The 24773-nt window shown below is 62.3% G+C and carries 25 protein-coding genes; 15 read left to right on the forward strand and 10 right to left on the reverse strand.

The window, feature by feature from the left end; all coding sequences use genetic code 11:
• Nucleotides 1–15 precede the first annotated feature (15 nt).
• The 4 genes from QRN41_RS01600 to QRN41_RS01615 all read right to left on the reverse strand — a co-directional run bounded on the left by QRN41_RS01600 (nt 16) and on the right by QRN41_RS01615 (nt 2667).
• Nucleotides 16–642, reverse strand: a complete 627-nt coding sequence (locus QRN41_RS01600) for a DUF1120 domain-containing protein (RefSeq protein WP_285421088.1) — start codon at nt 640–642, stop codon at nt 16–18.
• Nucleotides 643–727: 85 nt separating this feature from the next.
• Nucleotides 728–1348: a DUF1120 domain-containing protein gene (locus QRN41_RS01605; RefSeq protein WP_167417257.1), complete on the reverse strand. Its 621-nt coding sequence runs from the start codon at nt 1346–1348 to the stop codon at nt 728–730.
• Between the two features lie 32 nt (nt 1349–1380).
• Nucleotides 1381–1995 (reverse strand): DUF1120 domain-containing protein, encoded by a 615-nt coding sequence (locus tag QRN41_RS01610; protein WP_034096015.1) that lies wholly within the window; start codon nt 1993–1995, stop codon nt 1381–1383.
• Between the two features lie 45 nt (nt 1996–2040).
• Nucleotides 2041–2667 (reverse strand): DUF1120 domain-containing protein, encoded by a 627-nt coding sequence (locus QRN41_RS01615; RefSeq protein ID WP_034096016.1) that lies wholly within the window; start codon nt 2665–2667, stop codon nt 2041–2043.
• Between the two features lie 379 nt (nt 2668–3046).
• Between QRN41_RS01615 and QRN41_RS01620 the strand changes: the two genes are divergently transcribed.
• The 7 genes from QRN41_RS01620 (at nt 3047) to dacB (ending at nt 10874) form a co-directional block, all read left to right on the forward strand.
• Nucleotides 3047–3856 (forward strand): response regulator, encoded by an 810-nt coding sequence (locus tag QRN41_RS01620; protein ID WP_285421089.1) that lies wholly within the window; start codon nt 3047–3049, stop codon nt 3854–3856.
• Between the two features lie 200 nt (nt 3857–4056).
• Nucleotides 4057–4692, forward strand: a complete 636-nt coding sequence (locus QRN41_RS01625) for a response regulator (protein ID WP_034096018.1) — start codon at nt 4057–4059, stop codon at nt 4690–4692.
• Nucleotides 4693–4784: 92 nt separating this feature from the next.
• Nucleotides 4785–5255, forward strand: a complete 471-nt coding sequence (locus tag QRN41_RS01630) for a nuclear transport factor 2 family protein (protein WP_034096019.1) — start codon at nt 4785–4787, stop codon at nt 5253–5255.
• A gap of 36 nt (nt 5256–5291) precedes the next feature.
• On the forward strand, nt 5292–5561 hold the full coding sequence (locus QRN41_RS01635) for a GIY-YIG nuclease family protein (RefSeq protein WP_034096020.1): 270 nt from the start codon (nt 5292–5294) through the stop codon (nt 5559–5561).
• An 82-nt stretch (nt 5562–5643) separates the two neighbouring features.
• Nucleotides 5644–6579: a glutathione S-transferase family protein gene (locus QRN41_RS01640; protein WP_034096021.1), complete on the forward strand. Its 936-nt coding sequence runs from the start codon at nt 5644–5646 to the stop codon at nt 6577–6579.
• Between the two features lie 110 nt (nt 6580–6689).
• Entirely contained in the window at nt 6690–9110 is a 2421-nt protein-coding gene (locus tag QRN41_RS01645; RefSeq protein WP_285421090.1) for a TonB-dependent siderophore receptor, read from the forward strand.
• A 318-nt stretch (nt 9111–9428) separates the two neighbouring features.
• Entirely contained in the window at nt 9429–10874 is a 1446-nt protein-coding gene (gene dacB, locus QRN41_RS01650) for a D-alanyl-D-alanine carboxypeptidase/D-alanyl-D-alanine endopeptidase (protein WP_285421091.1), read from the forward strand.
• Nucleotide 10875: 1 nt separating this feature from the next.
• On the opposite strand, the gene QRN41_RS01655 is transcribed toward dacB, so the two are convergent.
• Nucleotides 10876–11655 carry an IclR family transcriptional regulator gene (locus tag QRN41_RS01655; protein WP_167417253.1) on the reverse strand — a complete coding sequence of 260 codons (780 nt, stop codon included), beginning with the start codon at nt 11653–11655 and terminating at the stop codon, nt 10876–10878.
• A 120-nt stretch (nt 11656–11775) separates the two neighbouring features.
• Here QRN41_RS01655 and hmgA point away from each other — a divergent pair, with 120 nt between their 5' ends.
• Genes hmgA through QRN41_RS01675 form a run of 4 tightly spaced genes read left to right on the forward strand, consistent with a single transcriptional unit; the run spans nt 11776 to nt 16381 of the window.
• The gene (gene hmgA / locus QRN41_RS01660; RefSeq protein ID WP_167417252.1) at nt 11776–13059 is read left to right on the forward strand and encodes a homogentisate 1,2-dioxygenase; all 1284 of its coding nucleotides are present in this window, start codon (nt 11776–11778) and stop codon (nt 13057–13059) included.
• A 3-nt stretch (nt 13060–13062) separates the two neighbouring features.
• The gene (gene fahA / locus QRN41_RS01665) at nt 13063–14349 is read left to right on the forward strand and encodes a fumarylacetoacetase (RefSeq protein WP_285421092.1); all 1287 of its coding nucleotides are present in this window, start codon (nt 13063–13065) and stop codon (nt 14347–14349) included.
• Nucleotides 14350–14361: 12 nt separating this feature from the next.
• Nucleotides 14362–15006, forward strand: a complete 645-nt coding sequence (maiA, locus tag QRN41_RS01670; protein WP_094065366.1) for a maleylacetoacetate isomerase — start codon at nt 14362–14364, stop codon at nt 15004–15006.
• 43 nt (nt 15007–15049) lie between these two features.
• Nucleotides 15050–16381: an MFS transporter gene (locus tag QRN41_RS01675; protein ID WP_285421093.1), complete on the forward strand. Its 1332-nt coding sequence runs from the start codon at nt 15050–15052 to the stop codon at nt 16379–16381.
• A 15-nt stretch (nt 16382–16396) separates the two neighbouring features.
• Here QRN41_RS01675 and QRN41_RS01680 read toward each other — a convergent pair whose 3' ends face one another.
• Entirely contained in the window at nt 16397–17200 is an 804-nt protein-coding gene (locus QRN41_RS01680) for a SirB1 family protein (protein WP_034096028.1), read from the reverse strand.
• Nucleotides 17201–17385: 185 nt separating this feature from the next.
• On the opposite strand from QRN41_RS01680, the gene QRN41_RS01685 reads away from it, so the two are divergent.
• Nucleotides 17386–18405: a Leu/Phe/Val dehydrogenase gene (locus QRN41_RS01685; protein WP_047881608.1), complete on the forward strand. Its 1020-nt coding sequence runs from the start codon at nt 17386–17388 to the stop codon at nt 18403–18405.
• Nucleotides 18406–18459: 54 nt separating this feature from the next.
• Here QRN41_RS01685 and QRN41_RS01690 read toward each other — a convergent pair whose 3' ends face one another.
• Nucleotides 18460–18720: a YebG family protein gene (locus QRN41_RS01690; RefSeq protein ID WP_010564043.1), complete on the reverse strand. Its 261-nt coding sequence runs from the start codon at nt 18718–18720 to the stop codon at nt 18460–18462.
• Between the two features lie 280 nt (nt 18721–19000).
• On the opposite strand from QRN41_RS01690, the gene QRN41_RS01695 reads away from it, so the two are divergent.
• The gene (locus tag QRN41_RS01695) at nt 19001–19489 is read left to right on the forward strand and encodes a phosphate-starvation-inducible protein PsiE (protein WP_034096030.1); all 489 of its coding nucleotides are present in this window, start codon (nt 19001–19003) and stop codon (nt 19487–19489) included.
• On the opposite strand, the gene QRN41_RS01700 is transcribed toward QRN41_RS01695, so the two are convergent.
• Complete coding sequence (locus QRN41_RS01700; protein ID WP_034096031.1) at nt 19486–19803, reverse strand: DUF3509 domain-containing protein; 318 nt, start codon at nt 19801–19803, stop codon at nt 19486–19488. The genes QRN41_RS01695 and QRN41_RS01700 overlap by 4 nt on opposite strands.
• A gap of 310 nt (nt 19804–20113) precedes the next feature.
• A complete protein-coding gene (locus QRN41_RS01705) occupies nt 20114–21490 on the reverse strand; it encodes an L-serine ammonia-lyase (protein WP_167417248.1) in 1377 nt (458 codons plus the stop codon).
• A gap of 137 nt (nt 21491–21627) precedes the next feature.
• Here QRN41_RS01705 and QRN41_RS01710 point away from each other — a divergent pair, with 137 nt between their 5' ends.
• Both QRN41_RS01710 and QRN41_RS01715 read left to right on the forward strand, forming a co-directional pair.
• Complete coding sequence (locus QRN41_RS01710; protein ID WP_167417247.1) at nt 21628–22572, forward strand: LysR substrate-binding domain-containing protein; 945 nt, start codon at nt 21628–21630, stop codon at nt 22570–22572.
• A gap of 217 nt (nt 22573–22789) precedes the next feature.
• Nucleotides 22790–23200: an HPF/RaiA family ribosome-associated protein gene (locus QRN41_RS01715; protein WP_167417246.1), complete on the forward strand. Its 411-nt coding sequence runs from the start codon at nt 22790–22792 to the stop codon at nt 23198–23200.
• A gap of 60 nt (nt 23201–23260) precedes the next feature.
• Here the strand turns inward: QRN41_RS01715 and QRN41_RS01720 are convergent, their stop codons facing one another.
• Nucleotides 23261–24769: an MFS transporter gene (locus QRN41_RS01720; protein ID WP_167417245.1), complete on the reverse strand. Its 1509-nt coding sequence runs from the start codon at nt 24767–24769 to the stop codon at nt 23261–23263.
• Nucleotides 24770–24773 lie beyond the last annotated feature (4 nt).

The following is a 24773-nucleotide window of genomic DNA, read 5'->3' on the forward strand; positions in this document are numbered from 1 at the left end:
GGGGTTCCATAGAGGTCAGAGGTAGCGTAGGTCCAGCACCACGGAGCCATCGAGCGGCACCGCCTGATCCAGGGTCAGGTACTGGGTCGCGTTGATGGACGTGTCGATCTGGAGTTGGGCGCTTAACTGGCCGATGAAATCGGGCTGGCGATCCCCGACCGGGGCAAAGCCGATATAGGTTTTGGGCCAGGCTTCGGACGCCGGGCGCCAGGTTTCGCCGCTGTCATCGGAGGCCAGCACTTGCAAGGCTTGGGCGTCCCCCACCGGGTTGCGATATGACAGGGCCACCGAGCCCAGGCGCTCGGCCGGGGCATGGATATTTCGGCCCAGGCCATAGAGCACATCAGGGTCCAGGGAGGATTGCGCTCGGTTGTCGAGCCCCACCAGGGCGAACAGCATCGGCCGGCCGCACTGCACATGCAGTTGCAGTACGCGACTGGGCAGCTCGGTGACCACGTCGTCGCTGAGGGTATGGGAAAGAATTTTGCCGTGGTCGATCACGCCTTCGTCGGACAGCGTCACCAGGCAGGCGTCCGGGGTCAGCCGACCGGTCACGGTGACGTCCACCTTCGATGCGGCGTGGCCCGCAGCGGCGCTGGTCAGCCAAAACACGATCACCGCAGTGCAGGGGTAGGTGTTCATCGATTGCGCCATTGGCCGAGGCAAGCTCGGCAGATCCGAAAAAAAGCCCATGCTGCACGCGTCAGCCAGGCATGGGCACCCAGGGTTACAGGTACTTCACTTCAAGCGTGGCGGAGCCGTCGATGGTGACCTCGTTGCTCAGGTCCAGGCCATCGGTACGGGCGATCACGGTTTGCACTTCCAGATCTGTGACCATTTCCTTGACCGAGGCCGGCTGGCTAGGGTCGGCCATGGTGGCGATCGACACGTACAGGCCGGCGTCCCAGGCGTTATCGCCGTACCAGGTATTGCCGCCATCGCCGGAGACAATCGACTGCATCTGCGCGCCATCGGCGACCGGGTTGCGCACGGTCAGCAGAAACCAACCCAGTTTCTGGGTGCCGTTTATCAGGCCCAGGCCGTAATTGGCGGGAGAGGCCGATGAGCCGGCACGGTTGTCGACGGAATGCAGGGCAAATTGAATCGGTGCATCGCAGATGACCGCCATGGTCATGGTGTGGGTGCCGATCAGCGTTGGGTTGTCCGGGCGCAGGTCCTTGGCGGAAATCTTGCCGTGATCGATGACGCCGCCCCGGGTCAGGCTCGGCGTGCAGGCGCTGGGTACGATCAGGCCCTTGACGGTCAAGTCGACCGTGGACGCCGCATAAGTGGCGGCAGAGCCGAGCAACAACAGGCCGGTGGCGAGGGGAGTGAGCAGGCTTTTCATCGGGAGCGAGTTCCTTTCGAGTCAATGGGCAGTTAGAGGTAGTTGAGTTGTACGGTGACGTGACCGTCGATGGGCACCTCATCGATCAGCGTCAACTCGTCTGCGGGGGCAACCCGCGTGAATAATCTGAGATCGGCGTTAAAGTCCTTCACCGCAATGGGCGCCAGTTGGCCGGAATCGCTGGCGACCGCACTTTTGAATGCGTAGCTCAGGATGTCGCTGGGGTTCCAGGTCACACCGTCGCTGGATATCACCATCCTCACCACGGCGCCATCGGCCACGGGGTTGCGCACGCGGAAGGCCACGCCGCCGAGTTTTTCGTCATGGGGCGTCATGCCCAGGCCATGCCAATGTCTGGGGCTGGCGGAAGTGCCGGCGCGGTTGTCGATGGTATTTAAGGTAAAAAACGTCGGCCCCTCACACACCACGCTCAGGTGCAGGGACTGGCCCGGCAAAGAGGTGTAGTGATCCGAGTTAAGGTCCTTGGCGGTCATTTTTCCGAAGTCGATTTCGCTGCCGCCGGACATCAATGGCGCACACGCGCTGGGGGTGATGCTGCCCTTGACGGCGAGGTCGGTGGAGCTGGCGGCGAACGCCGGCGGTACACACAGCAGTGTCAGCAGGAGCCGGTAAGCAAAGGCTTTCATGGGCACAGAGTCCTTTCGGGAGAGGTCAACGCAGTGTTGAGTGGGTTACAGGTACTTCAGCTCCAGCGTGGCGGAGCCGTCCAATGCCACGTCGTTGGTAAGAGTCAGGTCGTTTGCCGGGGCAATCGCGGTGTTGAAGACGAACTCTGCGGCGGCATTTTGCAGGGGATGGGGGAGCCAGCCGATTTGGGCGTCGAGGCTGCCGAAAGCCACCAGCATGCCGGGGATGATCGCCTCGTCCTCATCCACGGGCGACCATCGATCCGTCGTGTACTGCCCCAACAACGTCGACGGAATATCCGCCACGGGGTTGCGCAGCGACAGGAAATACCGGCCCAGTTTCTCCGTGGTGCCGTCCACCAGCCCCAAGCCATAAGCCCCGGAGCGGGTCGAGGTGCCTACCCGGTTGTCGACGGGGTGGATGGCAAAGAGCGTCGGCGCTTCGCAACTCACCGTCAGTTGCAGGGTTTTGACTTCCAGCACGGTGTGGTTGTCGGGGGTCAGGTCCTTGGCCGAGATTTTTCCAAAGTCCACGGCCCCAGGCAGGCTGGGTGTGCAGGCGCTGGGGGTGATGGTGCCCTTGACGGTCAGCTCCACGGAGCTGGCCGCAAACGCGGATGAGGCACTGGCGAGCAAGAGGGCGGCACCCACCAGGTTTAACGACGTGTTCATTTCAGGTTGTTCCAATACAAAGTCGGTGGTTGGCAAGCATGTCGGTTTCGAGGCGCCGCGGTGCGGTCGTCCGTTCCCAGTGATCGGGGTGGGGTGCAATCTAGCGACGGGGCACAGGAGGGGGAATACAACTATTACGAGAATGATCGAGCGGCAGACGTGTGTCGGATGCTTGTCGGAATAGGTTTGCCGAATATGTAGGAAAGTTGGTTTTTTCGTAGTTTTTGCATCGTCATGACGCCACCCATGGAGATAGCGTGACGTCGCGATAAGTAGTCATGTGAGTGTTTCGACTCTGTTCGCCTGGCTGCTACGTCAGCGCTGTCGGTTTGTTGCGAATACCGCGCGCTGCAAAAACGACCGCAACCATGAGGTGACCATGGAGACTGACGTATCTTCGGACGCAGTGCTTTCCCGTGAATTGACACCTTCGACCGAGCCGCCCCGCCATTGGCGGCACCTGAAGGTCCTGGTGGTGGAAGACCATGCGACATACCGCGTCTTGATGGGGTGGCTATTGAAAAAGCTCGGCTTGGGCCACCAACTGGCAAATGACGGGCAGCACGGTTTGGCTGCCCTGGCCGAGACCCCCTTCGACCTGGTGATCAGCGATTGTCAGATGCCGCAGATGGACGGCTACACCATGAGCCGCGCGATTCGCCTGCGCGAACATGCCAACGCACAGCGGCGGGTGCCGATCATTGCCCTGACCGGCAACCTGGTGCATGACGACCCGCAGCGCTGTCGCGACGCCGGCATGGACGCCTGGCTGGTCAAACCGTTGACCCTTGAACAACTGCATGGGGTGTTGGCGTGCTGGTTACCGGGGCCGTCCGATGTGGTGCCGGTGCTGCCCAAGACCACGGGCTGGCCGACCCGTGCGGGTCTCATCGAAGCCTTCGGGGATGCGCGGGTTGTCGACCAGATGCTCGTCAGCCTGCTGCGCGAAGCGCGGGAAGACACCCTGATGCTCGACCATGCACGCAAAATCCGCGACGCGTCGTTGACCGCCGAAAGCCTGCACCGCTTGGTGGGTAGCCTGGCTTTTCTGGGCATGGCCGAGCTGGAGCTACGCGGCATGAGCCTGATCGAGCGGGTGCATGCCGAGGGCGTGGTGTTGAATGAGGCGCACCTGGACGCCTTCCAGACCGACCTACGTGCTTACCTCACTTACTTGGGCTCATTGTGATGCCCGCAGACATTTGTAGGGAAAGGGAAGGCTGTGTTGAGGGTAATAGCTGTAGGTATTTTCTTTTTATTTTGTAGGTCCAAAAGCGGCGGCTATCAAACATTGATCGTGAGGAAAAACGCCGAGACTTCTGCGGTTGTTGAGGGATGGCGGCGGGGGTATTTTGCGCGGAATCTAGTGGCCATCATCTGTGGGTATTTATGCTTCGCGTAATCATTGCTGACGATCATCCCATCGTACGCATCGGGCAGAGAGTGGTGATCGAGGCGAATGGACGGTGCAAAGTGGTGGGCGAGGCTGACGGTCCCGATCAACTGCTGCGTGTGCTGGCGACCACACCCTGCGATGTGCTGGTGACCGATTTCGCCATGCCTGGTGGCCAGCAGGCGGACGGCTACGGTTTGTTGAGCCTGCTGCACCGCCAGTACCCGACGTTGCCGGTGATCCTGGTGACCATGTTTGCCAATATCGCCACGTTGCGAGCCTCCTTTGCCCACGGCGCGCGGGCTATCGTGGCCAAAAGTGCGTCGGCCAAGGAGCTGCCGCTGGCGATCAAGACCGTAAGCGCGGGCCAGACCTTTGTCAGTGAATGCCTGCGGGCCCAGCTGGTGGAAGCCGGGCCGGGTGACCAATCGCGACAGCCGCAATTGTCCGAAAAAGAGCGTGAGGTGGTACGCATGCTGGCCAGCGGCATGACCGTCAGCCAGATCGCGGCGCGGGTCAATCGCAGTGTGTCCACCATCAGCAAGCAGAAGAGCACTGCCATGAACCGGCTGTGCATTTCCACCGACGTAGACCTCTTCGCCTATGCCCGCAGTTGCGGCATGGTGCCCTGAGGCGGGCTATTGGCGCGGTGAATGTCAGTAGCCTTGGCGGCGCGAGCGGCTTATCGTGCGCCTATCTTTTTCGCCGTCGACGGAGCCTGCCCATGAGTGATGCCCACAACGCCCTGATCACCGAGTTCTACCGCGCGTTCCAACGCCTGGACGCCGACGCCATGAGCGCCTGCTATAGCGACGACGTGATCTTCAGCGACCCGGCGTTCGGTGAGCTGCGCGGTCGGGACGTCGGCGATATGTGGCGCATGCTCACCACCCGCGCCAAGGACTTCTCGCTGACCTTCGACCAAGTGCGCAGCGACGACACCCGCGGCAGCGCCCATTGGGTGGCGACCTACCTGTTCAGCGCCACCGGCAACACAGTGGTCAATGATATCCAGGCGCGTTTTGTGTTCCGTGACGGCAAGATCTGCGAGCACCACGACCACTTCGATCTGTGGCGTTGGTCGCGTCAGGCCCTGGGCACCAAAGGTCTGTTGCTGGGCTGGACGCCGCTGGTGAAAAACGCCGTACGCGCCCAGGCACGCAAAGGTCTCAAGGCATTCCAGGCCAGTCGTTGATAAGCTGGGCGCTCTTCTGGTTGACCGACTCGATCCGTGACGACTCCCACCGACCCCAAACCCTGGTTCGTTTACCTGGTGCGCGCCGCCAACGGCGCGCTGTATTGCGGCATCAGCAATGACCCGATGCGCCGCTTCGCTCAGCATCAAAGCGGCAAGGGCGCGCGGTTTTTTCAGTCCAGCCCGGCGGTGGCGCTGGTGTACACCGAGCAATGTGCAAGCAAAGGCGACGCCTTGCGTCAGGAACGGCTGATCAAAAAACTCAAGAAGAGCGCCAAGGAGTGCCTGGCCGCCAGTGGTGCATAGATTCGACTGATGGGTTCCCATCACGGCATCGCCACCCATTGCGCGCTAAGCTGGCAGCTCAACCTGACAACTGGACCCTGGCATGTCTGAGCTCATTCTTCACCACTACCCCACCTCACCCTTTGCAGAAAAAGCTCGGCTGCTGCTGGGCTTCAAAGGCCTGTCCTGGCAGTCCGTGCTGATCTCGCCGGTGATGCCCAAACCGGACCTGACCGCGCTCACCGGCGGCTACCGCAAGACTCCGGTGTTGCAGGTCGGCGCCGATATCTACTGTGACACCGCGCTGATCGCCCGACGCCTGGAGCAGGAAAAAGCCGCGCCGGCGCTGTTCCCTCTCGGCCAGGAAATGATCACCCAGACCTTCGCCACCTGGGCCGACAGCGTGGTGTTCGCTCACGCGGTGAGCCTGGTGTTCCAGCCGGAATCGGTGGCGGTGCGCTTCGGCAAATTGCCGCCGGAAGCGATCAAAGCTTTTATGGCCGACCGCGCCGCGTTGTTCAGCGGCGGTTCGGCGAGCAAGCTGAGCGCCGACGTGGCCAAGCATCAATGGCCAGCGATCATGACGCGCCTGGAGCAACAGTTGCAGCGCGAGGCGGGGGATTTTCTGTTTGGCGAGCCCTCGATTGCCGACTTCTCCCTGGCCCATTCGCTGTGGTTCCTCAAAGCCACGCCAGTCACAGCACCCCTGGTGGACGCCTACCCGGCAGTGTGCGCGTGGCTGGGGCGCGTGCTTGGTTTCGGCCACGGCACGCCCAGCCAAATGACCGCCGAACAAGCGCTGGAGATTGCGCGCAACGCCACCCCGGCGGCGTTGCCGGACGAAGCGTTTGAAGACTTGAACGGCTTCCATCCCGGCCAGGCGGTGACCATCAGCGCGATCGACTACGGCGTCGACCCAGTGGCCGGCGAGCTGCTGTTTGCCGGGCGCGAGGAGCTGATCCTGCGCCGTAGCGACGAGCGCGCAGGCACTGTGCATGTGCACTTCCCGCGCTTCGGTTTCCGTATCCAGGCGCAGTGAATGAAATTATTTATCCACAACAGGTGAGGTAAACCATCCGCCCATCCGTGTAGTGCTTGAAACTGCGATCAATTCGCATTAACAGCGTTTTCTACACGGGTTCTCACAGCATGAAGTCGATGGCGGGCGGTTGGGTAAAACAGTGGCTGGGAGCCTCGGTACTGGCGGTGTCAGCGGTGGCTTTGCTGCCGTTGAGCGTGGCGCGGGCGCAGGAGCAGCAAAGCGCGCAGTTCGACTTTGCCCTGGCGGCCAAACCGTTGCCCCAGGCTCTCAGCGATTTCAGCCGGGTCACCGGAATCAGTGTGATCTACACCGATGAAGCGCCCTATGGCTTCAGCGCCCCGGCAGTGCGCGGGCAGATGAGCGCGACCCAGGCCCTGCAACGCCTGTTGGGCAACACCGGCATGACCTTCCGCCAGATCGACGCCCGCACCCTGGCCCTGGAACCCGTGCCCACCGAAGGCGCACTCAACTTGGGCGCCACCACCATCAGCGGCATAGGCCAACTTGACGACAGCACCAGCTACCAGCCGCCGCCCACCAGCTCGGTGATGCGCTCGCGCGGTCTATTGCTGGAAACCCCGCAAACCGTCAACGTGGTGCCGGCCCAGGCGCTGCGCGATCAGACCCCGCGCAACCTGGATGACGCCCTGGCCAATATCAGCGGTATCACCCAGGCCAACACCCTGGCCAGCACCCAGGACGCGGTGATGTTGCGCGGCTTTGGCGACAACCGTAACGGCTCGATCATGCGCGACGGCATGCCGGTGGTGCAGGGCCGCGCGTTGAACGCCACTGCCGAGCGGGTTGAAGTGCTCAAGGGCCCGTCGTCGCTGCTGTATGGCATCCAGGACCCGGGCGGCGTGGTGAACATCGTCAGCAAAAAGCCTGAATTGACCCCATCCACCGCCCTGACTGTGCGCGGTTCCACCTTCGGCGACGGCAAGAACGGCAGCGGCGGCAACCTCGACACCACCGGGCCGTTGGGCGATTCAGGGCTGGCCTACCGGTTGATCGTTGATCACGAAGACGAAGATTACTGGCGCAACTTCGGCACTCACCGCGAATCGCTGGTGGCGCCGTCCCTGGCCTGGTACGGCGATTCCACTCAACTGCTGTTCGCTTATGAGCACCGTGAGTTTCTCTCACCGTTCGACCGCGGCACGGCCATCGATCCCAAGACCAACCATCCGTTGGATATCCCGGCGACCCGCCGCCTGGACGAGCCGTTCAACAATATGGAAGGCCGCTCCGACCTGTACCGCTTCGAAGCCGATCACGATCTGAACGACGATTGGAAAGCTCACTTCGGCTACAGCTGGAACCGTGAAACCTACGACGCCAGCCAAGTACGCGTCAGCGCGGTGAACGCCAATGGCACCCTGACCCGCCGAATGGACGGCACCCAGGGCGCAATTACCACCGACCGGTTCGCCACCGCCAGCCTCGAAGGCAAGGTCAGCGTGCTGGGCATGCAACATGACCTGGTGTTCGGCCTGGATGACGAGTACCGCAAAATCTACCGCGCCGACCTGATCCGCCAGGCCTCGCGGGGCACGTTCAACTACAACAATCCGGTATACGGCAACGAAGTGGCGGGCAGCACCGTCAGCGCCGCCGACAGCGCCCAGACCGACCTGCTGCGCAGCGACTCGCTGTTCTTCCAGGATTCGATTCACCTGACCGACCAATGGATTTTCGTAGCCGGTGCGCGCTACCAGATGTATGACCAATACGCCGGCAAAGGCGTGCCGTTCAAAGCCAACACCGATGGCAACGGCCAGGCCTGGGTGCCGCGTGCCGGGCTGGTGTATCGCTACACCGATCAACTGTCGTTCTATGGCAGTTACACCGAGTCGTTCAAACCCAACTCCACCATCGCCGCCTTGGCCGATGGCAGCACCCTCACCGGCGATCTTACGCCCGAGCAGGCCAAGTCCTGGGAACTGGGGGCCAAGCTCGACATTCCTGGGCGCATCACCGCCAGCGCGGCGTTGTTCACCATCGACAAGCGCAATGTGCTGGTCTCGGTGGGTTCCGGCGCGAACACGATCTACAGCATCGCCGGCCAGGTGCGTTCCCGTGGCCTGGAACTGGACGCCACCGGCCAGTTGAGCGACCAATGGAGCGTGATCGGCAGCTATGCCTACACCGACGCCGAGGACATCAAGGACAACGACCCGACCCTGGAAGGCAACCGCTTGCAGAACGTCGCCAAACACACCGGCTCGCTGGCGCTGGCCTACGACTTCGGCAGCCTGTTCGGTGGCGATCAACTGCGCATGGGCGCAGGCGCGCGCTACGTGGGCGAGCGGGCAGGGGACGCCGCCAACGACTTCACCTTGCCGGGCTACACCGTGGCCGATGCTTTCGCCACCTACGACACCAAACTCGACGGGCAGAAAGTCAAGTTCCAGCTCAACGTGAAAAACCTGTTCGACCGCACCTGCTACACCTCGGCGGCCAGCCGCTTCTTTGTATCGCTGGGGGATGCACGGCAGGTGTCGGTGTCGAGCACGCTGGAATTCTAAGGCTGGTGCTGGGCGCGTTGGCTGCGACGCTGTGTGAACTGCTTTTTGTGGTGAGCGGGCTTGTCGAATCGTCGCACCGCCCGCGCTGGGCTGCGAAGCGGCCCCAACTCTAGACGCCTCACTGCCAACTGGAGCTATGCAGCATCATCGATGGAGCGGCTTCGCCACCCAGCGCGGGCGGTGCGACGATTCGACAACCCGGCTCACCACCACGACAATTCCATGCCCCCCAGCAGCTTGCTCCACCGGCCCGCTCGCCACGGGCAGGTGGAGCTGTTAGCGTTGCCGCCACTGAAGATTTTGCGGAATTTGACACTGATGCATGTTGGACGATGGCTACCCCTGCTGTGCTTGAGCGTTTTCATGGGCGGTTGCGCGAGCGTTTCGCCAACCTCCACCCCGGCCATCCTTGACCATCTCATGGCCGACCCGGCCTTCAATGGCGCCACGGTCTCCTTGATGGTGCGCGACGCCCGCAGCGGCACCACCCTCTACCAGCACAACCCGCGCACGCGTCTGGTGCCGGCCTCAAACCTCAAGTTGTTGACCACTGCTGCGGCGATGGATGTGCTGGGGCCGCAATACCGGTTTTCCACTCAGGTACTGAGCACCGGCAGCCGCCAGGGCGAGCGGCTGGCGGGCAATCTGTACGTGCGCGGCTTGGGCGATCCCACCGTGCAGTTCGCCGATTACCAGGCGCTGGCGGCACAGTTGGCCAGCGATGGCGTGCGAGAAGTGCAGGGCGATCTGGTGTTCGACGACACCTGGTTCGATGCCGAGCGCCTGGGCGTCGATTGGGCCCAGGATGACGAAAGCACCTACTACGGCGCGCAGATCTCCGCGTTGACGGTGTCGCCCAACACGGATTTCGACGCGGGTACCTTGATCGTCACCGCGAAAGCGCCCGTGGCCGTCGGCCAACCGGTGAGCGTTACCGTGAGCCCGGCCACCGACTACGTGCAACTGAGCAATCGCGCCATCAGCGGCCCCGGCAACACGTACGGCATTACCCGCCAGCACGGCACCAACCTGCTGCAACTGAGCGGTGCGCTGGCCCCCGGCAAGCAGAGCCGGCAGTGGGTGAGTGTGTGGGAGCCGACCCAACTGGTGGCGAACCTGTTTGAACAGGCGCTGGCTCAGCAGGGCATCAAGGTGCAGGGCCGGCGCGTGATCGGTGGCGCCACGCCTGCGACGGCCGCATTGTTGGCCGAACATCAGTCGGCGCCGTTGCAGGAGTTGATCACGCCGCTGCTCAAACTCTCGAACAACAATATGTCCGAGGCCCTGCTCAAGGCCATGGGCCGCAAGACTGCGAATGCAGGCACCGCGGCGGCCGGCGTGGCGGCAGTGGCGGGCTTTATGACACGCCAGGGGCTGGACCCGGCTAGCCTGAGCCAGGTGGACGGTTCGGGCTTGTCGCGGCGCAATCTGGTGTCGTCCCTGACCTTCACCGAGCTGCTGCTGGCCAGCGCCAGACAACCCTGGTTCGACGCTTGGTATAACGCACTGCCGATTGCCGGCAATGCGGACCGCATGGTGGGTGGCAGCCTGCGCTATCGCCTGCGCGGGACGGCGGCGCAAAACAACCTGCATGCCAAGACCGGCTCCATGGCCGGCGTGTCTTCATTGAGTGGCTATATCACCGACGCCGACGGCCGGCGTCTGGTGTTTTCGATGGTCAGCAACAACTACCTGTGCAACGCCGCGCCGGTGCGCGCCGTGGAAAATCGCGTGGCCCAGGCCCTGGCCCAGTGGCGGGACTAGTTCAGGGCTGGTAGCCCATGCGCCAGCTTACGGCCCGGGTCGCCGCCAGTAATTGCTGGGCCGCCGGGCCGTCTTCATCGGCGTGGAACAGCGAGGTAGGGCCAACCACGGTCATTACCGCCGCCACCTGGCCGATGGCGTTGAACACCGGTGCCGACAAGGCGTCCACCCCCGGCATCAGCAAGCCGTGCACAAAGTGCAGGCCACGCTGGCGGATCTGTTCGCAGGCCGTGGCGTAGGTTTGATCGTCCGCCAGGGCGTGGGCGATGCCCGCCTCGATCTCCTGCTGGCGCAGCTCCACGGTTTCCCGCGAGGGTAGGTACGCACTGAACACCAGCCCGGTGGACGAACTGAGCAGCGGCAACACCGACCCCAGTTGTGTCACCACCGTCACCGCGCGCACCGCCGGCTCGATCTGCACCACGGTCGCGCCCTGATTGCCCCACACCGCCAGAAAGCAGGTCTCGTTCAGTTGGTCGCGCAGTTCCGCCAGGGGCAGCGCGCCGACTTTCAGCACGTCCATGCTGCCCAGCGCAGCCAGGCCCACGCGCAACGCTTCGCGGCCCAGGCCGTAATGGTTGGTGGCGGTGTTCTGTTCGGCGAACCCCGAGGCGATCAATGCTTGCAGGTAGCGATGCACTTTGCTCGCCGGCATCTGCACATGCTCGGCCAGGCGCGACAGCGACGTGGCCGGGGATAGTTCGGCCAGGGCCTTGAGAATATCGGTGCCCACTTCGGCCGAACGGACTTTTTGTTTACCGGTGTCGCGGGGCTTTTCCATGGAGGGGCGGGGTTCCGAAAGATGAATGGGCGTCTTTATAGCTTGACGCTCGACGGTGATCAAATTACGTTATGCGTAACTGGATTACGATAAAAACAACTTCCGCTCAGAGGACGATCCATGACCCTCGAATACCTGTCGGGCTTCGGCAATGAATTCGCCAGCGAAGCCCTGCCCGGCGCCTTGCCGGTCGGCCAGAACTCCCCGCAAAAAGCACCCTACGGCCTGTACACCGAACTGTTCTCCGGCACTGCGTTCACCATGACCCGCAGCGAAGCCCGGCGTACCTGGTTGTACCGCATCCAGCCGTCGGCCAATCACCCAGCGTTCGCCAAATTGGAACGGCAATTGGCCGGCGGTCCGTTGGGTGCGGTGACGCCCAACCGGCTGCGCTGGAACCCACTGGATATGCCTAGCAAACCGACCGATTTTATTGATGGTCTGGTCGCAATGGTCGCCAATTCGGCGTCGGAGAAACCCTCGGGTATCAGCATCCACCACTATCGCGCCAATCGCTCCATGGAGCGGGTGTTCTTCAACGCCGACGGCGAATGGTTGATCGTCCCCGAGCAGGGGCGCCTGCGTCTCGTCACGGAACTGGGCGTGCTGGAAGTGGAGCCGCTGGAAATCGTGGTGCTGCCCCGTGGCCTTAAATTCCGCGTCGAACTGCTGGACGCTCAGGCCCGCGGCTACATCGCCGAGAACCACGGCGCGCCGCTGCGCCTGCCGGACCTGGGGCCCATCGGCAGCAACGGCCTGGCTAATCCACGGGACTTCCTCAGCCCCGTCGCCCATTACGAAGACTTGCGGCAACCGACGACGTTGGTGCAGAAGTTTCTCGGCGAACTGTGGGCCTGCGAGCTCGACCATTCACCGCTGAACGTGGTGGCCTGGCACGGCAACAACGTGCCGTACAAATATGACCTGCGCCGCTTCAACACCATCGGCACCGTCAGTTTCGATCACCCGGACCCGTCGATTTTCACCGTGTTGACCTCGCCCACCAGCGTGCACGGCCTGGCCAACCTCGACTTCGTGATTTTCCCGCCGCGCTGGATGGTGGCCGAGAACACCTTCCGTCCGCCGTGGTTCCACCGCAACCTGATGAACGAATACATGGGCTTGATCCAAGGCGCCTACGACGCCAAGGCCGAGGGTTTCCTGCCCGGGGGCGCGTCGCTGCACAGCTGCATGAGCGCCCACGGCCCGGATGGCGAAACCTGCACCAAGGCCATCAATGTGGAACTGGCGCCGCACAAGATCGATAACACCATGGCGTTCATGTTCGAGACCAGCCAAGTGCTGCGTCCCACCCAGTTCGCCCTGGACTGTCCGCACCTGCAACCTGCTTACGACGCGTGCTGGGCCTCGCTGCCCGTCACCTTCAACCCGAATCGGAGATAACCCATGACTCAGCCCACCCCTGCCCGTAGTTGGGTAGCGTCCGCCAACGGTCACGCGGATTTCCCGCTGCAGAACTTGCCGCTGGGCATCTTCAGTCGCAATGGCGAGCCCCCGCGCAGCGGCGTGGCGATTGGGGATTTCATCCTGGATCTTCACGCGGCATTGGACGCATTCGACGGCGAGGCCCGTCGTGCCGTGGAGGCGACTGCCGGCGGTCAACTGAACGGGTTGTTCGCCCTGGGCCGCGGCCCACGCGTGGCCCTGCGCGAGCGCCTGCTGGAGCTGCTGGTCGAGGGCAGCCCGCTGCAAGCCCGCGAGGCGCAGGTGCTGCACCGCGCGGCTGATTGCCAACTGCACCTGCCAGCCAAAATCGGCGACTACACCGACTTCTACGTTGGTATCGAACACGCGCAGAACGTCGGCAAGCTATTCCGCCCCGACAACCCGTTGCTGCCCAACTACAAGTATGTGCCGATCGGCTATCACGGCCGCGCCTCCACCGTGCGCCCCTCGGGCGTGGCTGTGCGTCGCCCCAAAGGCCAGACCCTGCCTGCCGGCCAATCCGAACCCACCTTCGGCCCCTGTGCGCGGTTGGACTACGAGTTGGAACTGGGCATCTGGATCGGCCAGGGCAACGCCATGGGCGAAGCGATCGCCATCGGTGACGCGGCCGAACATATCGCCGGTTTCTGCCTGCTCAACGACTGGTCGGCGCGGGATATCCAAGCGTGGGAATACCAGCCGCTGGGGCCGTTCCTGTCCAAGAGCTTTATTACCACCGTCTCGCCCTGGGTGGTCACGGCTGAAGCGTTGGCGCCATTCCGCAAGGCTCAACCGGCACGCCCCGAAGGCGATCCGCAGCCGCTGCCGTACTTGCTGGATCAACGCGATCAGGCCGGCGGTGCTTTGGATATCGAACTGGAAGTGCTACTGACCACGGCCGCCATGCGCGAACAAAACCTGCCGGCCCATCGCCTGGCCCTGAGCAACAGCCTGCATATGTACTGGACCGCCGCGCAATTGGTGGCCCACCACAGCGTTAACGGTTGCCAACTGCAGCCCGGCGATCTGTTCGGTTCGGGCACCTTGTCCGGGCCGCAAGCCAGCCAACTCGGCAGCCTGTTGGAGATCACCGAGGGCGGTAAAAAAGTGATCGAACTGCCGTCCGGCGAAGTGCGTAAATTCCTCGAAGACGGCGACGAAATCATTCTGCGTGCGCGCTGCAACCGTGAAGGCTATGCCTCCATCGGTTTTGGCGAATGCCGTGGCACTGTGGTCGCAGCGCGCTGAGGAGGGCGGGGGATGGAACTCTATACCTATTACCGCTCTACTTCGTCGTATCGCGTGCGCATCGCTTTGGCGCTCAAGGGGCTGGCGTTCACGGCGGTGCCGGTCAACCTGCTGGTGCCGGCAGGGGGCGCCAACCGCCAGCCGGCGTACCTGGCCATCAACCCGCAGGGGCGCGTGCCGGCCCTGCGCACTGACGACGGCGACCTGTTGATCCAGTCGCCGGCGATCATCGAATACCTCGACGAACGTTATCCACAGGTGCCGCTGCTGAGCCAAGACCTGGCGACCCGCGCCCACGAGCGTGCGGTGGCATCGATCATCGGTTGTGACATCCACCCGTTGCACAACTCCAGCACTCAGAACCTGTTGCGCCAGTGGGGGCATGACGAAACGCAGGTGCTGGCGTGGGTCGGGCATTGGATCAGCCAGGGCCTCGGCGCGGTGGAGCAACTGATCGGTGATCAAGGGTTTTGTTTTGGCGACCAGCCAGGCATGGCCGATGTGTTTTTGATCCCACAGTTGTACGCAGCCGAGCGGTTCAAAGTGTCGCTGGCCGATTACCCGCGTATCGGCCGTGTTGCGGCCTTGGCCAGGCAGCATCCGGCGTTTATTCAAGCCCATCCCGCCAATCAACCGGATACCCCTGAGGCCCCGTAAATCCGCTGTGCGACACCCATAAAAATAAGACAGGTACCTTGCGATGCACACTCAGATTGCCAGCTTTCGCGCGGCACTCGACGCCCGTCCGGTGTCGCGCTTCCAGTGGTTGATCCTCTTGTTGCTGGCGTTGCTGCTGGTGACCGATGGCTACGATGCCCAAGTGCTGGGCTACGTAGTGCCGGCGCTGGCCGCGGACTGGGGGCTGGAAAAAGCCGCGTTCGGCCCGGTATTCAGTGCCAACTTGCTGGGGCTCACCCTTGGCTCACTGCTGGTGACGCCACTGGCGGACCGCTTCGGCGTACGCCGGATTCTGTTGGCCTGCGTGCTGATCTACGCCAGCCTCACGGTGCTGATGGTGTTCGCCGACTCGCTGACCACGCTGATGGCCGCACGGTTTATCTGCGGGATCGGCATGGGTGGGGCGATGCCCAGTGCCATGGCCTTGATGTCGGACTATTCGCCACCGCGCCTGCGCACCCTGATGGTGACCTTGGCCGCGTGCGGCTTTTCGTTTGGTGGCGCGGCGGGTGGGTTCGTGGCTGCAGGATTTATTGAGCATTACGGGTGGGAGGCGGTGTTCCTGGCAGGCGGTGTTACGCCGCTGCTGTTGTTTCCGTTTCTGGTGTGGCTGCTGCCCGAATCCTTGCCGCGATTATTGCAGGACGCGCCGCCTTACTGGCGTCTGCAGCGGGTCACGGCGCGCCTGTTGCCCGACTGGCAACCGCCGTTGGCAAGCACCGCCGATGACCAGCAGGCGCGGGGCAGCCAATTGACGGTGGTTGAGTTGTTTCGCAACGGTTACGCCCGCCCGACCTTGCTGATCTGGGCAACCTTTTTCGTCAGCCTGATCCTGCTGTATTTCATGATCAGCTGGCTGCCGTCGTTGCTGTTGGAAAGTGGCCTGGCACTCAAGCAGGCCAACCTGGTGACGTCGATGTTCCTGTTTGCCGGCACCTTGGGTGCCATCGGCATGGCCTGGTTTGCCGACCGCCTGAAAAATAAAGTCCGCCTGCTGTGCGGCGTGTTGTTCGCGGCCGGGCTGTGCACCGTGCTGTTGGGCTTGAACCACGATAATCCGCGCTACTTGGTGGCGTGCGTGTTTGCCGCCGGCTTCTGCATCATCGGTGGGCAACTGACCTTGAATGCCTTCGCCAGCAACTTCTACCCGGCCCACGTGCGCGCCACCGGCACGGGCTGGGCACTGGGAGTGGGGCGCTTCGGCTCGATCCTCGGGCCGTTGCTGGGCAGTCTGCTGCTGGCGATGCAGATACCGGTGCAGCAGATTTTTTTCTTCTGCGCGATTCCGGCGGTGATGGCCGCGTTGTTGATCATCCAGGTGCGCTCGCCACAAAAAACCTCGCGCCTTAACTAGAAGCCAACGTGTTGGTCAATGCACCACCGTGTTGGGCGGCAGATGCCCCAACCGCTCGGTCAGGCGCAGGCGTTGGATCGGATCTTCGCTGAGCAGCAGCGCATGTTCCAGATCGAAGCGTTCGGCGTTGGGGCAGTCCAGGCGTTGATACAGACTGGCCCGTGCCAGGTAATCGGCGGCGCTGGCATTGCCCAGTTCCAGCACGCGCTCGGCGTCGATCAGCGCCGCCAGTGGATCGTCATTGGCCAAGTGCAATTGGCGCAGGTTGCGCGACAAGCGTTGGAGCATCGAGCGCGGTTCGGCGGTATGCAGGTGTTCGGCCTGCAACTTGAGGTTGGGGCCATATTGGCGTTGCAGCAGTTCGCGGCAATCGTTGGTGTAGAGGCGCCGACCGCCGCAGGGGTCCAACAAGTGATCAGCGCCGGGGACGCGTAGCAGGAAGTGCCCTGGGAAGTTCACGCCGACCATGGGAATGTGCAGGCGCCGCGCCAGTTCCATGGCAATCAAGCCCATGGCCAGGGGCTGCCCGCGTTTGCGCAGCAGGACTTTATCCAACAGCGCAGCGGCGGGGCGCAGGGGCGTGAAGTCATCCTGGGCAAACCCCAGATCGTTCATGCGCCGCAGCAGCGGTTGGCCCAATTCATCCGCCGGCAGCACGGGCATGCCTGCGCTCACCTGTTGTTGCAGCAACCCCAGTTCTTGCAGAATCTGCAACGGTTGCACCGTCGCGTCATGTTCGGCGGCAATCCACAGCGCGGCCTCGAACAGTGCAGGGGGCGAGCGTTCCAGGCAGGCGAAAAAGGCTTGGCGGGGCTTCATTGCATTCTCCGGCGGATGCCCCCGTTTTAGCCTTGCTGGGAATTTTCGTCCAGTGACTTAAGAAAGATCCTGCGCGCTTATGTCGCAGAACCTACAAAATCGGACGACTTATTCCAGCGCACTTCGGCAGTTTTCTGCTGCAAGCCTATACTTGGCGACACAAGAAGTGATTCGGGAGCTCGACGATGTTTGCTCTCATGCACCGCACCCGCCTTGAATCGCTGCACCTGAGCATCGACCCGGTGACAGGCTTGAAGGCGGTCATAGCTATTCACAACAGCCGCCTGGGGCCCGCCCTGGGCGGCTGTCGTTACCTTGCCTACCCCGACGACGAAACGGCCGTGGCCGATGCGGCGCGCCTGGCCCAAGGCATGAGCTATAAAGCCGCCCTGGCCGGGTTGCCGGTAGGGGGTGGCACCGCGGTGATCCTGCGGCCCGCCCATGTTGAAAGCCGCGCGGCGCTGTTCGAAGCCTTTGGGCGCTGCGTGGAACAACTGGATGGCCGCTACATCACGGCCATCGACAGCGGCACCTCGGTGGCCGACATGGATTGCATCGCTCAACAAACCCGTTTCGTCACCAGCACCACCGCCGCCGGCGACCCTGCACCCCACGCCGCCATGGGCGTGTTTACCGGCATCCGCGCCACGGCCATGGCGCGCTTGGGCAGCGACAACCTCGAAAGCCTGCGGGTGGCCATACAAGGCCTGGGCAACGTCGGCTACGCCCTCGCCGAACAGCTGCACGCCGCCGGCGCCGAATTGCTGGTGAGCGATATCGACCATGGCAAGGTGCAACTGGCCATGGAGCAGTTCGGCGCACACCCCATCGCCAACGACGCCTTGCTCAGCACCCCCTGCGACATTCTTGCGCCCTGCGGCCTGGGTGCGGTGTTCAACCGTACCAGCGTGGGCCAACTGCGTTGCGCCGCCGTGGCCGGTTCCGCCAGCGCCCAACTGACCAACCTGCAAGTGGCCGATCAGTTGGAGGGGCGCGGCATTCTTTATGCGCCCGACTATGTGATCAATTCCGGCGGCCTGATCTACGTCGCGCTCAAACACAGCGGCGCCGAACTGCCCACCATCACCGCGCACCTGTCGAACATTGGCTCACGCCTGACCGAAATCTATGCCCATGCCCAAGCCGAAAAACGCTCGCCCGCACGGGTAGCGGACGAACTGGCCGAGCGCCTGCTCTACCAATGAGCGGCGATTAAAAAGGCCCTGAATCAATGATTCAGGGCCTGTTCAATTCGGGCTTTACTCTGCCGGCGGGTTGAGCAACTCGGACAACGCGTCCGGCTGACTCTTGAATGCCTTGGCAAATACATCGCGGTTCTTCGCCATGTAGATCCCGGCTTCCTCCACCTGCTGCTCGCTCAAGGACGGCACGGCTTTCTGCAACACTTCTGCCAGCAACTCAGCGAGTTCAAGCATTTTGTCATGACGGTCAGCTTCGGCTTTATCCATGAACAAACGCTCCAGATCTCGGCTGCTGCGGTATACCACTTCGACGGCCATTCACCACCTCACATGCCTTCACGATAGTTGTCTTTTGCGACTACTGTATTTATATACAGCGAAAAGGGTAAGCCAAACCGTGGGGTTTGGGTAGCAGTTTTTTAATGTAGTAGGGAAATGGACGTGTGGGACGACGCATCAAGGCTATCAGGCTGCCGGTGTGCCTCATGTCATGCTGACATCATCTCACTTTCTACGCTCTGGCCTTTTTTCTGCATGCAGAACAACCGTCACGTCCAACCCGCATTATCCGGTCGAACCGACCTAAGGAAGCATCATCGTGAAAATCAACTGGGCCGAAAAGTTGCGCCACCAGGTCCATGGCCTGGCCGAGTCGCTGGGGAACCTGTTTGTGGAGTCGTTCCACTACCTGGCGCTGTTCGCCATTGGCGCGGTCACGGCCTGGGCGGCGGTGATGGAGTTTCTGGGGATGCTGGAGAACGGGCACATCAAGATCGATGACATCTTGCTGCTGTTCATCTATTTGGAATTGGGCGCGATGGTTGGGATTTACTTCAAGACCAACCACATGCCCGTGCGCTTCCTGATCTACGTTGCGATCACTGCGCTGACACGTCTGTTGATCTCCAACGTATCCCATCACAACCCGCCGGACCTGGGCATCATCTACCTGTGCGGCGGGATTCTGCTGTTAGCGTTCGCGATCCTGGTGGTGCGTTACGCATCGTCGTCGTTCCCTTCGGTGAAGGTCGAAAGCCCGCGGCGCAAAGGCGAGGCGAGCCTGGAGACCGAGAAGGGTGAGCTTTAAAGCCCGACGCTGAACGGCAGGTCACGGGCCGGCGGTGGCTGCATAAGTTTGTGGTTGTCGCCGTCGGTCATGATCGCCAGGATTTCCATGGCGCTGTGGCCCTGCTCGATGGCGATGCCGAACTGGATGCTCTGCACCAGGCGCTTGAGCCGTTCGGGGTCGTTGCGTTGCTCGGCACTGATCATGCGCTTGGCTACCACGCCCGTCTCATTCGAGAGGGTGAGCATGATGCTGCCGTCGAGCCGTTGAATGCTCAGGTTGACGCGATATTTTGGGCTGAATGTGTCGGTGATGATCTGAAAAGGATTGTCCATGGTGCGTTACCGCCTGATAAGAACATGCAGTCATTGACGACCGGTGTCTGGATTAGTTCGCATTGCCTGACCACCGGCCAATTCGTCGCTGAGGGGCACAAATTCCGTTTGCCTCAAGAGCCTTACAGCAAGGGCCGTGCCGTATACCGACCATCCCAATGTGGGAGGGGGCTTGCCCCCGATAGCGCTGGGTCAGTCAGCCCATCTACCACTGACCCACCGCCATCGGGGGCAAGCCCTCTCTCACAATTGTTTCAGGCCCGTGATCTATTTCAGGGCACTACCGGCAAAACGATCTCACACAGCGCAATCAGCACTCCACCCAGCTCACCGCCAGGCCTCCCCGAGAGGTTTCTTTGTACTTGTCATGCATGTCGGCGCCGGTGTCGCGCATGGTGCGTATCACCCGGTCGAGGGAAATGAAGTGCTTGCCGTCGCCGCGCAAGGCCATTTGGGTTGCGTTGATCGCCTTGACCGCCGCGATGGCATTGCGCTCGATGCACGGTACTTGCACCAGGCCGCCGACGGGGTCGCAGGTCAGGCCCAGGTTATGTTCCAGGCCGATTTCGGCGGCGTTTTCCAATTGCCCGGGCGTGGCGCCGAGGATCTCGGCCAAGCCGGCGGCGGCCATGGCGCAGGCCGAGCCGACTTCGCCCTGGCAACCGACCTCGGCCCCGGAGATCGAGGCGTTTTTCTTGCACAGGATGCCGACGGCGGCTGCGGCCAAAAAGAAATTGACCACGTCGTCGTCAGACGCGTCGGCGTTGAACTTCATGTAGTAATGCAGCACCGCCGGGATGATGCCGGCCGCGCCGTTGGTCGGTGCCGTGACCATGCGCCCGCCCGCGGCGTTTTCTTCGTTGACGGCCAGGGCGAACAGGTTGACCCACTCCATTGCCGACAAGGTGGACGTGATGACATTCGGTTTGCCGATTTCCAACAAGTTGCGGTGCAATTTTGCCGCGCGGCGCGGAACGTCGAGGCCGCCAGGCAAGATGCCTTCATCGCGCAAGCCTTGTTCGACGCATTCGCGCATCACCGACCAGATATGTAGCAGACCGCTGCGAATGTCTGCGTCACTGCGCCACGCACGTTCGTTGGCCATCATCAGCTCCGACACCCTTAAACCGTGCTGCTTGCACAGCGCCAGCAGTTCGGCGGCGCTGGAAAAGTCATAAGGCAATGCCACATCGCTGACCGGCGTGATGCCCGACGCCGCCTCGGCCGCCTCGATGATGAAACCGCCGCCCACCGAGTAGTACGTTTCTTCACTCACCAGGCCATGGTCGCCATAGGCATGTAGGGACATGGCGTTGGGATGGTAGGGCAAGCTCTCTTCGAGCAGCAGGAGGTCGGCGTGCCAGTTGAAGGCGATATCCTCGGTGCCTGCCAGCAGTAAACGGCCGCTGTCGCGCAGTTGCTGAATACGCGGATTGATCGAGGAGGGGTCGACCTGATCCGGCCACTCGCCCATCAACCCCATTAAGCAGGCGCGATCCGTGGCATGGCCGACACCGGTGGCGGACAGCGAGCCATACAGGCGCACTTCGACGCGGCGGGTGCGGCTGAGCAATTGTTGCTCCGTCAGCGCCTTGGCAAAGGTCGCGGCTGCGCGCATGGGGCCGACGGTGTGAGAGCTGGACGGGCCGATGCCGATTTTGAATAGGTCGAAAACACTGATAGCCATGCTAAAGCCTTACAAGCAATGGAGTGGGAATCGCTGCCATTTTTTGTAGGACGAGCGCAATTGGCGCGATACTGAGCGCCTGTAACACCACTGACCAACGAATTCTCCTAAGAAACCCTTTAGCAGGACTAAACCCTATGGTTCGGCCACTCCATGGTCAGACGTACGTCTGGCTGCATGTTTTCTCCTGTGCGGCGCGGCATTTGTCTTTCACCCGCTGCGCCGAAGAACTGCACATCACGCCGGGGGCGGTGAGTCAGCAGATTCGCCAATTGGAGGAGCGCCTAGGCTTTCGCCTGTTCCATCGGCGCGCCCGGGGCGTGGAACTCAGTGCCGAGGGGCAGCGATTAGCGGCGACGGTGGGGGAGGCCTACGGCAGCATCGACGCCGAGTTGCGGCGGCTGGACGCGGGCATGATCAGCGGCACCTTGCGGCTGCGGTCGATCCCGTCGTTCCTCGGTAAGTGGTTGACCCCGCGCTTGCCGCGTCTGCAGCAACGCTTTCCGGATATCCAACTGCGCCTGGTCGCCGAAGACAGCAGCGTCGCCCTGCACGAAGGCGACTTCGACCTGGCCATCGACCTCAACGACGGCAGCTACCCTGGCCTTTTATCCACAGCCTTGCTCGACGAACAGATCTTCCCGGTGTGCGCGCCGAGCCTGCTGCGCGGACGCCCGCCGTTGCATGGCCCCGTCGACCTGGCGCATTTCCCGCTGTTGCACGACATCACCGCCTGGCGTGGGAGTTATGAGTACGCCGAGTGGGAGTTCTACTTGAATGCCATCGGCTGTCACGACGCCGATGTGCGCCGCGGCCATACCTTCAACCGCAACCACCTGACCATCGAAGCGGCCATCGCCGGCATGGGGGTGGCCATTGCGCGGCGTACCTTGCTCAACGATGAGCTGGAGCGCGGCACCTTGATCGTGCCGTTCGGCCTTGCCGTGCCGAACCACAAACGTTACGTGTTGCTGTACGCGCCAGGCGCGTTGAGCCACCCGGGCGTGCGCGCGGTACATGACTGGCTGGTAGAGGAAGCGGGGGTTTTTCGCAGTTTGCACCCGTTGGGAGAGGCGCAATGATGAAGATCGATAGGACGTAAGAAGATGTAACTAACTCCCCACCCTACCAGCGTTTTTGCTTGTCGTCAGGGTTAATTTGTAATGTAGGATTTATCTTTGCAAAGGGGTTGAATTGTTTCCGCAGGTGCTCAATTGTGTAATCAAGAGGTCATGGTTTCACCACAACGGTGTTGCAGTTTGTGATCTCTCGCGAGCTAGCTGAAATAAGGGAAGAACTATGCAAATCCAAGTCAATAGCGATAACCATATTGAAAGCAGCATCCGACTGGAGGAGTGGGTACGTACTACCATTGAGAGCACGCTCGAACGTTATGAAGAAGACCTGACCCGTGTCGAGGTCTACCTGCGGGATGAGAACGGCGACAAGCCTGGCCCCCATGATCTGAGTTGCCGCCTGGAAGCGCGGCCAAAAGGCCATCAAGCGCTGTCGGTATTGCACAAGGCCGATACCTTGGAACAAGCGATCGACGGTGCAGCGACCAAGCTGGACCACGCGCTGGAACACCTGTTCGGTAAACTGCAAGGCAAGCCTCGCGCTGCCGGCAAAGGCCAGCCGACCACCAAAGTCAACGAAGATGAGCTTGAACAGGAGTTCCTGGAAAAAGAACGCGCCGTTTTCAACGGCTGATCACTGACCGTTCTGTCATCCCCTCTGGAAACGGGCCTGCACACGCAGGCCCGTTTTTCGTTACTGGACTCGTCGGAAAAAGTACCCGCTCAACAGCCCCAACCCAGCCGCTCCCAACCCCGCGAATACCATCGCCCAGCCAGCCCCGTGGCGCAGCGCCGCCTGTGCATCCGCCGTTGTCAGCCCCGCCGCGTTGAGTTTGCCCGCTGCAAGTTGCTGGCTGATGGCCGGCCATGTCTGGGCCGAGCTGGCAGGCAGCACACTGCCCAGGTAGTGGCTGATGCCCAGCAATACCACCAGGCCCATCAGCGCAATAGCGAGCGCCAACGTAATCAGGCGCGCGCTCAGATCGATGCCCGACGCCATTCCCGCCCGATCCGCCGACACCGAACCGGTAGTGGTGTTGGTGGTTGGGGAATTGATCAGCGCCAGGCCCACGCCGGCGATCACACAACTGGCCAGTATCCATCCGACAGCGGCGTGCTCGGCTTGGTTAGCGGCGGCCATCGCCAGAAAACCCGCCCCCATCAAACCCAGGCCCAGCGGAATGATGCGCTCGGCACCATGGCGCAATGCCAGGCGCTCGGCTAGAGGCGGCACCAGCAAGGTGGGCAGTGTGTAGGCGAGCAGCGCAGCGCCGGTAGTGAGGGTGTCGTAGCCCAGGCCGGTCTGGAAATACAGCGGCAGGTAGATCATGAATGGCCAAAAACTGACGTTCATGCCGATCGACCCCATCAGCGCGCCATTGAAGCGGCGAATGCGGAACACCGAAAAATCGAACATCGGGTGCGCACTGTGCCGTTCGATCTGCACGAACAACAATAAGGCGGCCGCTGACAGACTGGCCCAGCCCAGCATCGCCGGCGTGGCGAAGCCGTTTTCGCTGCCCTGGGTGATGACATACACCAGGGCAAACACCGCCAATGTCAGGGTCAGCATGCCGCCGATATCCAGGCGGTAGGCGGCCGGATCGCGGGATTCCTGCACACTGATGCGCAACAGCAACAGGGTGAACAGTGTCAGCGGCACATGCACCAGAAACACCCAGCGCCAATCCGCGACCGCGAGGATCAACGCGCCGACCATCGGCCCGAAGCCCAGGCCGATACCGGCGATCACACCCCAGATGGCGAATGCCCGCGCCCGTGCCGCCGGTTCACGGAACAGATGCGAGAGAATCGCGAACTGGCAAATCATCATCGCCCCGGCGCCGATGCCCTGAACAAAGCGTGCCGTGATCAGGGTGGCGGCGCTGTCGGCCAGCCCGCAGGCCAGTGACGCCAGCCCAAATAGCCACAAGCACAGCACGAGCACGCGTCGCCGCCCAAAGCGATCAGCCAGGGTGCCGGCCGCCATCAGCACGCTGGTGCAGGCCAGGGTGTAGGCATTCATGATCCATTGGGCGTCTTGGAAACCCGTGCCGAGTGCATGTTCAAGTGTGGGCAGAAGCACGGGCACGCTGGAGATTTCCAGGCCGAACATCAGCGCCACCAGGCACACGGCGGTGAGGGCGATGGCCTGTCGGGGAGCGCGCGCGGGGCTGGCGGTCAAGGTATCGGCGGCGGGCATGGGA

This window comes from Pseudomonas sp. efr-133-TYG-23 (genome assembly GCF_030209215.1).
In the GTDB taxonomy this organism is placed as follows: Bacteria; Pseudomonadota; Gammaproteobacteria; order Pseudomonadales; family Pseudomonadaceae; genus Aquipseudomonas; species Aquipseudomonas rhodesiae.